The organism is Nocardia amamiensis NBRC 102102, from assembly GCF_001612745.1.
Taxonomy (GTDB): Bacteria; Actinomycetota; Actinomycetes; order Mycobacteriales; family Mycobacteriaceae; genus Nocardia; species Nocardia amamiensis.
This window is the reverse complement of sequence record NZ_BDBA01000320.1, coordinates 1-6,953: the sequence shown is the minus strand read 5'-3', so window position 1 is coordinate 6,953 and position 6,953 is coordinate 1. Positions and strand designations below refer to the sequence as shown.

The following is a 6,953-nucleotide window of genomic DNA, read 5'->3' as shown; positions in this document are numbered from 1 at the left end:
TATGATTCCCAGCGCTGAAACTGCACGGCACAAGCATGCTGTCGAATCCTGCGTACTCGGCAGCCTGCGCCACCTGGGTGAGATACCTAATGCTCGGTGGTCGCTCGGGCTGCCGCTGTGCCATCCAATGCCCGTCACCGCCTGCGGGGATGTGCCAGCTGAATTCGATGGTCACAGCTCTGACCGGATCGGTTGGACGGCGGAGATCACCATGTGCGTGGGGTTGGCGAGCCAGGGTTTCCAGAAGTCCAGCCCGAACCGATTGATAGCTTCCGCGCTGGGCTGCCACGGCGTCATACGCACATTGACCAGACCGGCATCCTCCAAGGCAGCTTGGTAGGTCTCGTTTCGCCAGTAGCAGTTGACAAGAGTCAGCGGTGGAGAGAAGTGCAGCGTGAAGGTGAAATTCTCCCCGTCGGACATGTCATGGGAGTAGTCGAAGGTGACTCCATAGCGCGCGGCCAGCGGCCGCCGCCAGTCGTACGTGGACATCGGCAGCGAACCGACAAAACGACCTCCAGGGCGCAACCGTGCGGCGATATCGGCGCACATATCGCCGAGTTGTCGCCGAGTCTGGGCGTAGTTCAGTAGGAAGCCTGCGGTGACGATGTCAAAAGTGCCGATATCCGGTAGCGTCGCAACGTCGTGAACCCTATATTCGATGCGCTCATCGGGTGCGGTCATCGTCCGGGCCGATTCGATCATCGCTGGCGACGCGTCGACACCCACCACGTGGTCTGCCCCGCACCGACTCAACAAACGAGTGTAAAAACCGGTGCCGCAGGCCAAATCGAGCCCGTGTCGTCCGGTGACATCGCCCAGCACCGCCAGAAGCGTAGGCAACTCCGCATGCAGCCGGCCGACCGCTTGGTCGTTCTGACTGTACGTGGCGGTAACGGCATCGTCATACTGCCCACTTGAGACACTCATGCGACTTCTCAATCGGGTCGAATTCCGCTGCGTTTCAGTGCACGGGCTCTTCGAGCTTGCCCTGTGGCCCTGGCCAGCGGCTGGTTCGCTGCCCCATAGCTGACACCTGTCGGTCTGCATTTCATGTCTGTTGCCTTCCTGAGTAATGGTCGATACGGACTCGGCAATTGGAACGTATCTCAGGTGGGTGTCACTCGTTTGTAGCGCGTCAGGGTGGACTATGCCGCACGATGTTCAGTTGTGGTCGCCGGTTGTCGATGCGCCGGGTACTGGACGAGTTGTCGAAGTCGGCGGAGCCGCTACTGCCCGAAACTGGCTTCGCAGCATGCGTAACATGATGCCGGGTGCAAGTAACCGAGATGGAGGATCAATCAGGTTGGCGACCCGGAGGAACGCTGTGCCCAATATGGGATCGGTTTCGGCCGCCACGTAGAAGCGAGCTAGGTAGGCGTTGATTAGCTTCATCATGACTGTGCGTTTACCTTCAGCCTCCGGAAACCGGAGATCCCCGCCTGTCGCTATCGTCCACGGGCCGTCGATGTGCTTCGCAGCCTTTCGGAAGAAACGGCGGGCCAAGTCGTCCATACCAGCGGCGAGGACCTGTTGGAGCAATAAAGCCTCGAGTGCGGCCACAGTCATTCCTTGACCATAGACCGGGTTGAAACTACATAGCGCGTCCGCTACCACCAAGTAGCCGGCGGGGAAACTTCTAAGCTTCTCGTATCGGTTTCGGATGCTTGCCGGATACCGCATCTTGACCGGAGTGTCCAAAGGCTGCGCCGTACGAATGATCTCGGCTATTTTCCGTGAGGTTAAGGTGTCAGCGTGACCGCCCATTCCTACCTCAGTTGACTGCGCCTCGGTACCGAACATTCCAGTCAACGTGATGGTGATCTGATTATTTTCTCGAGCTAGGGCATAGCCGCCGCGTAATTGTCCTGGATATGCACCGATTCCGATACCGATGTCGCCCCCGAGATGATGTGGTTCCCGGTGGTAGTGCCGGGTGAGATAGGTGATATTGACCTTTACCCGCTCTTGCTCGGGTGGCGTGTATCCGAGCTCGCTCAGCCATACGGGACTTCGGGATCCTCTGCCACTGGCGTCAATGACAAGGTCGGCAGCCACAATCGCTCGGCTTCCATCGGCAGAACGGATTTGCACCCCCGTCACCCGGTTCCGCGCCGTGTTCGTGGTCAGGGCCTCGACCTGAGTTCGAGGCACGATCTTGACTCCCGGCAGAGCAGCGACCCGTGCACGAATGGTGTGCTCGATAAGCGGCCGGCTAGCACCGAGCGCGACCAGCCCAGAAGGAGACCGATAGAGCCTGCGGCCGTCGTTGTGGAACCCGATTTCCGATTGGCAGTCGCCGGTCGGGCAGCCTGCGGCGATCATCTGGGCGGTGAAGCCAGGGAAGAGTTCGTCGATTATCTCTCGGCCGCGGGCCAGTAAGATATGCACGTGCTTGCTCTGCGGGGTGCAATGCCGGGTCATTGGCTCGTCTGGGAGCGAGTCTCGGTCCATCACCGTCACAGTGGGAAATGTATCGGCCAATACGCGGGCGGCGAACAGCCCTCCTAGGCTGGCTCCGATAATGACCGCATGGCCTACGTTCTTCATGGGCGCCATGCTAGGCTTTGGTCGTTTCGGAAGATATGGGGGAAATTCCTGCGATCTGTTATTCCGCTTGGGGGGTCGCCAGTGAGGCGATCCCAGCAAGGCTGGCGGCTGTTTTCGCGTATCCGTGGCGGAAGCCTTTTGGGCGACAAGCCGATTGGGATGCTAGCTTCGATCTTTCTCGCGCCCAGCTCACGGGAGGTGACCTGATGTAGGTGATCTGTTGTGGAAAGCTCGTGGTCGCTTGCCGGTGTGAGTCCGGTCCGGGTAGCTGCCAGGAGGCCCGGTAGTAGGCTGGCGGCTTGGTCTGGAAACGGGTCGGGTTGGAGCCCAGCGTCGAAAGCCCTTATGGGGGAGCAACTGTGCGGTCCGTAGCATGAAGCGATGCCTGCGGCGTCGTTAGAGGTCCTGCCCGTGTGGGCGGGGTGCAGGGAGTGCCGAGCCTCCGAAATCAGGGCGAAGGCCATGGAAGGCGTCGAAGACCTGGAAGTGCAGACCCCGAAGGACTCCCCGGCGTACGGGGTGCGGAACGTTCAGATAGTGACGGCGGGAACTGGGGAGGCCCTCCTCGGCCCAGCAACCTGCGGATGCTCGATGTTGCCGGAGGGCGGCGCTCTATAACCGATGACCTCGGGAAGTGAGTTGCTGGCCGAGTGGGCGTCGGAGGCGGTCGTAGTACTGATTGAGCCGAGCGGACAACATAACCGCCGGTGAGGGAAGGGCCGCTACTTCGTCGATGTGTCATGTTCGTGGAGAGGAGCCTGGTGAGTGCCGTTTTGGCTAGTCCCGCCACTACGGGGTCCGGTCTGGACCCGGTTCGAGCTTTGCAGCATGCGCTTTACCGGGCGGCCAAGGCTGACCCTGGGCGACGGTTTCATGCGTTGCGGGACAAGGTCTTCCGTAGAGACGTTCTGTGGCGTGCGTGGGTCGCGGTGCGCACGAACAATGGCGCACCGGGTGTCGACAAGACCACCCTGGTCGAGGTCGAGCAGTACGGGGTCGAAAGGCTGCTCGATGAGTTGGCTGTCGAGTTGCGGGAGGGCCGGTATCGGCCGTTGCCGACGCGTCGGGTGTTGATCCCGAAACCAGGCACGGTCGAGCAGCGCCCATTGTCGATTCCTGCTGTTCGGGACCGGATCGTGCAGTCGGCGTGCAAGATCGTGCTCGAGCCGATCTTCGAAGCCGACATGCTGGCGTGTTCGTTCGGGTTCCGCCCGAAACGCAGTCCGCACGATGCCCTGCAGGTCCTCGTGGACGAATCATGGCGGGGCCGACGGTGGGTGGTCGAAACGGATATTGCGAACTGCTTTTCCGCGATTCCGCATGAAAAGTTGATGCAGGCGGTCGAGGAACGTGTCAGCGACACTGCGGTGCTCAAGCTTCTGCGCGCCATGCTGCGGGTCGGGGTGATGAGTGACGGAGTCGCTCGACGCGAAGTCATCGGCACTCCGCAGGGCGGTCCGATCAGCCCCCTTGATGTGCAACGTGTACCTGCACCGGATTGATCGGGTGTGGGACACACGCGCGCATGGTGTGCTGGTCCGGTTCGCCGATGATGCCGTGGTGATATGTCGGTCCCGGCAGCAGGCCGAAGCCGCGCTGGCGCGACTGATGGCCCTGTTGGCTGATCTGGGTTTGGAGCCGAAAGCGGCCAAGACCCGGATCGTGCATCTGACCGAGGGCGGTGAAGGCCTGGATTTTCTGGGGTTTCACCATCGGTGGGTGCGCGCGGAGGGACGCGCCGGTGGCAAAGGCGTTGCTTTCCTCGCCCGCTGGCCTGCAGACAAGGCAATGCAGCACGCCCGCAACCGGATTCGGGATGTGACCGGTCGGCGGCGGACGCGGTTGCGGGTCGAAGCGATCATGGAGGAGGTCAACCGCTTCCTGCGCGGCTGGGCCGGGTATTTCCGTTACTGGAACTCATCCGCTCGCTTCGAGAAGATCGGGAGCTATGCGTTGATGCGGATCGCGGGATTCCTCGCGAAGAAGCACAAACGCACCCGAGGGTTCGGGCGCTGGGTGATCGCCTATGCGTCCGACGCTCAGCTCGGGCTGATCCGCCTTGACGGAACCGTGGTCGCACCCAGGCCCTTTCGGGCTTGGTGGGTAACGCCGAATGCCGGCGGTGAACGGCGTCGGTAAGCCGTGTGCGGGAGAACCGCATGCACGGATTGACGGGCGGGAACTGGAAACGGGATCGGACGGTCACGGCGACGAAGAAGAACGACCAGCGGGAAACCGCTTGGCCACCAGTGGCTTCGCTGCCTGCCGCCGATCAAGGTCACCGCGCCAGTTCTCGACCCTGTGCGCGGCTGACGTGCCGGTCTGAGTGGGTTCGGATCGGGGTTTTGGGGCCGGTTTGCCGGCGACTGAGCGTGGTCGGGTGGCCCGTTCAGCGGGGTGGCTGGCGGGTTCCACGGGCCCGGGAGTTGGTCTTCCTGATCGTTGCGATGGATTCGTGCTGGTCAGCCGGGTTGCAGGCGGGCCAGGGCGGCAGTGATCAGCCCGGTCCAGGGCCAGTGTGCTGAGAATCGGAGTTGGGTGCGGCGGGCGTGGCGGGCCAGCCGGGCTGCGGTCGAGAACAGACGTAGCCGTAGGCGTTTGGGTTCCCAGCGGCGGGCGGGGTGGTCGGTGAGGGCGAGTGTCTGCATCCAGGCGGTGAGTTCGGTTGCCAGGCAAACGATTTCGCACCAGATCTGGTTTTGGCCGAAGCCGTGCAGTGGGAGGTTGGTCAGAGTAAGTCCAATGTGGCTGTCGCGGCATTCCCGCTGACGACAGTCACTGGAACAGCGGGTGGGCTCGTCGGTGGTGCCTTGTTCCATGGGAGATGTCAGTGGCATCGGGGATACCCGGCGGCTCATGTCACCGAGGCAGGGAGTCTTCAGATGTCGATCCGTGTTGCTAGCCGTGCGATGGTGTCGCTGACCGCCGCGTTCCCTGGCGCTGAGATCATCGATGTGACCTCCAAGGCGCCAGAACCATGGGTGCGGCTCAGTCCGTTCTACCCGCATGGCGGCATCCCGGTCCCCTACTGCGACGGCGTGACCAGCCAGTCCGTAGAGGGAATCTGGCAGGCCCTCAAGGTCTTCCAGGACTCCGATGTCGACCCCACAAAGCTCAAGATCACCACAATGAAAGGGCTGAAGCGGACGGTGCGTCGATACGGCCCCGTCCAAGGTCACCGCACCGGTCTGCACGGCGACGGGCTACTGCCCTATGAGACTGCCCGCCGCCGGATCTACCTGCCGGCCTACCGGTGGGTGCTCGAACACCACGTTGCTGATCTTGTCGCACGGCTCCGCGACAAGAAGGATGTGGTACTCCTTGACTACACCACCAACGGCGACGTCACCGATCCCGCCAGCCCCCTCTCCCACGCCGCGCTCATCCAACTGCACATAGAAGGCCGCTGGCCCCGAGAAGATGACATAGACGCTCCCGACGTGGTCAATGATCAAATGCGATGAGTGACCTGGTGACGGGCGCGCTGGTCTTGTGGTTGTGCCAGATGGCCGCGGCCATGGCCAGGACGCGCTGGGCGCCCCGGACGGCGACGCCTTCGAAGGTCCGGCCGCCGTGTTGTTCATGACCAAGCTGGCCCTTGAGCGTGTCGTTGACCGACTCGATCAACTGGCGCACGGACCTCAGCAGCCCTCCCCCCGGTCGAGGCTTCTCCCGCTTGAACGTCGGCCGCAGCAACGTGACCCCACGCCTGGCCAGGTCGGCTTCGAACTCTCGGGGAAGCGAAGCCCTTGTCCGCGATCAGCAGCAGCCCCTGGCCGGTCGGTGGCCAGGTGCGGCTCACAGTCGAGCATCGCGGCCAGCACCTCGCGCTCGTCGATCTTCGGGCTGGCCAGGGTCCAACTGATCGGCATCCCGGCGGGAGTGCACACCAGGAACAGCCGCACGCCCCAATAGAAGCGGGAATGGGAGCGGCAGTACCCATAGGTGGCCCAGCCAGCCAGGTTCGAGCGCTTGACGGTGGGCGGGAACGACCGCACTCCACCGGGGTGGAATCGGTGATCCACACGGTGTCGAACCAGAAACCCCGTGTCTGTAGCCAGCTCTCGGATCACGCGCTTGACCAGCGGCAACGCAGTATGCAGGCGTTTGTTGTAGCCGGATTGCTGTGGCAGGTAGGGGAACATACCCGACAGGTGCGTGCGGGCAAAGCGCAGCCAGCGGGCCTCGGAGTGGAAGCCCAGCACGGCCTGGGCCACCGCCAGACAGACGAGTTCGGAGTCGCTCAACCGGGGCGGTCTGCCCATCCACCGAGTCCCTCCGATCTCGTCGTCGATGTTCACATACAGTGCAGTCAAGAGGGTGTTCAGATCTTGCGTCACAACATGATCTTGAACGCCCTCTTCTCATGCCTGACGACCAGTCCAAGACATCGGACTTACTCG

The 6,953-nt window shown here is 62.5% G+C and carries 6 protein-coding genes and 1 pseudogene; 3 read left to right on the top strand and 4 right to left on the bottom strand.

The window, feature by feature from the left end:
- Positions 1-171: 171 nt before the first annotated feature.
- Together NA4_RS36735 and NA4_RS36730 are read right to left on the bottom strand one after the other, a co-directional pair.
- A complete protein-coding gene (locus NA4_RS36735) occupies positions 172-930 on the bottom strand; it encodes a class I SAM-dependent methyltransferase (RefSeq protein ID WP_067480531.1) in 759 nt (252 codons plus the stop codon).
- Positions 931-1,164: 234 nt separating this feature from the next.
- A complete protein-coding gene (locus NA4_RS36730) occupies positions 1,165-2,550 on the bottom strand; it encodes an FAD-dependent oxidoreductase (RefSeq protein WP_067480537.1) in 1,386 nt (461 codons plus the stop codon).
- A gap of 878 nt (positions 2,551-3,428) precedes the next feature.
- Here NA4_RS36730 and NA4_RS43075 point away from each other — a divergent pair.
- Positions 3,429-4,052 (top strand): reverse transcriptase domain-containing protein, encoded by a 624-nt coding sequence (locus tag NA4_RS43075; protein ID WP_169811199.1) that lies wholly within the window; start codon positions 3,429-3,431, stop codon positions 4,050-4,052.
- A gap of 4 nt (positions 4,053-4,056) precedes the next feature.
- Complete coding sequence (locus tag NA4_RS43070) at positions 4,057-4,689, top strand: group II intron maturase-specific domain-containing protein (protein WP_245671763.1); 633 nt, start codon at positions 4,057-4,059, stop codon at positions 4,687-4,689.
- A gap of 323 nt (positions 4,690-5,012) precedes the next feature.
- Here the strand turns inward: NA4_RS43070 and NA4_RS36710 are convergent, their stop codons facing one another.
- Positions 5,013-5,369, bottom strand: coding sequence for a transposase (locus tag NA4_RS36710; protein ID WP_067480525.1), 357 nt, complete (start codon positions 5,367-5,369; stop codon positions 5,013-5,015).
- Between the two features lie 63 nt (positions 5,370-5,432).
- Between NA4_RS36710 and NA4_RS36705 the strand changes: the two genes are divergently transcribed.
- Positions 5,433-6,014: a DUF6939 family protein gene (locus tag NA4_RS36705; RefSeq protein WP_067480522.1), complete on the top strand. Its 582-nt coding sequence runs from the start codon at positions 5,433-5,435 to the stop codon at positions 6,012-6,014.
- On the opposite strand, the pseudogene NA4_RS36700 reads toward NA4_RS36705, so the two are convergent.
- Positions 5,995-6,890: pseudogene (locus NA4_RS36700) on the bottom strand (IS982 family transposase). The gene NA4_RS36705 and the pseudogene NA4_RS36700 sit on opposite strands and share 20 nt — an antisense overlap.
- Positions 6,891-6,953: the final 63 nt, after the last annotated feature.